The sequence below is a fragment of the Aquimarina sediminis genome, assembly GCF_002895435.1.
In the GTDB taxonomy this organism is placed as follows: Bacteria; Bacteroidota; Bacteroidia; order Flavobacteriales; family Flavobacteriaceae; genus Aquimarina; species Aquimarina sediminis.
Window position 1 is genome coordinate 1 of sequence record NZ_POYJ01000034.1, and the last position, 1767, is coordinate 1767.

Here is a 1767-nt window from a genome sequence, read left to right on the forward strand (position 1 = left end):
GTTCAGGAGTAGTAACACCAGTAAGTGCAGGTACTACAGATATTACATACACTGTTACCGATGGAAATGGATGTACCTCTGCTTCTTCAGCTATACATACGGTTACTGTAAACAGTCTACCGACTGCTGCTGCCATTACAGGAGCAACAGCTGTTTGTATGGGATCGACCATTGATTTAACTGAAGGTACTGCGGGTACTATTGTTTGGAGTTCCTCTAATCTTGCTGTAGCTACCATTGATGGATCAGGAATAGTAACACCTGTAAGTGCAGGTACTACTGATATCACCTATACTGTTACCGATGGAAATGGATGTACCTCTGCTTCTTCAGCAGCACATACCGTTACCGTAAACAGCTTGCCGACTGCCGCAGCCATTACTGGAGCAACAACTGTTTGTATGGGATCAACTATTGATTTAACTGAAGGTACCGCTGGTACTATTGTTTGGAGTTCCTCTAACCTTGCTGTCGCGACTATAGATGGTTCAGGAGTAGTAACACCAGTAAGTGCCGGAACCACTGATATTACCTATACCGTTACTGATGGAAATGGATGTACCTCTGCTTCTTCAGCTGTGCATACGGTTACTGTAAACAGTCTACCGACTGCAGCAGCCATTACAGGAGCAACAGCTGTTTGTATGGGATCGACCATTGATTTAACCGAAGGTACCGCTGGTACTATTGTTTGGAGCTCTTCTAACCTTGCTGTAGCGACTATAGATGGAGCAGGAGTAGTGACTCCAGTCTCAGCAGGTACTACAGATATTACATACACTGTTACTGATGGTAATGGATGTACCTCTGCTTCTTCAGCAGTACATACGGTTACTGTAAACAGTCTACCGACTGCCGCTGCCATTACAGGAGCGACTGCGGTTTGTATGGGGGATACGATTGATTTAACTGAAGGTACTGCGGGTACTATTGTTTGGAGTTCCTCTAACCTTGCTGTAGCTACTATAGATGGATCAGGAGTAGTAACTCCAGTAAGTGCCGGAACCACTGATATTACATACACTGTTACTGATGGTAATGGGTGTACTTCTGCTTCTTCAGCCATACATACCGTTACCGTAAACAGTCTACCCACAGCTGCAGCTATTACTGGAGCAACAGCTGTTTGTATGGGATCAACCATTGATTTAACCGAAGGTACTGCGGGTACTATTGTTTGGAGTTCCTCCAACCTTGCTGTAGCTACCATTGATGGAGCAGGAGTAGTAACACCTGTAAGTGCAGGTACTACAGATATTACATACACTGTTACTGATGGTAATGGATGTACCTCTGCTTCTTCAGCAGTACATACGGTTACTGTAAACAGTCTACCGACTGCTGCAGCCATTACTGGAGCAACAGCTGTTTGTATGGGATCAACCATTGATTTAACCGAAGGTACTGCGGGTACTATTGTTTGGAGTTCCTCCAACCTTGCTGTAGCTACCATTGATGGAGCAGGAGTGGTGACTCCAGTCTCAGCAGGTACTACTGATATTACATACACTGTTACCGATGGTAATGGATGTACCTCTGCTTCTTCAGCAGCACATACCGTTACCGTAAACAGTCTACCGACTGCCGCTGCCATTACTGGAGCAACAACTGTTTGTATGGGATCGACCATTGATTTAACCGAAGGTACTGCGGGTACTATTGTTTGGAGTTCCTCTAACCTTGCTGTCGCGACTATAGATGGTTCAGGAGTAGTGACTCCAGTCTCAGCAGGTACTACTGATATTACCTATACCGTTACTGATGGAA

The 1767-nt window shown here is 45.1% G+C and carries 1 protein-coding gene; it reads left to right on the forward strand.

Annotated elements, in window-relative coordinates; translation table 11 throughout:
* A partial coding sequence (locus C1X07_RS24690; RefSeq protein ID WP_206604281.1) for an Ig-like domain-containing protein occupies positions 1–1767 on the forward strand: 1767 nt, incomplete at both ends.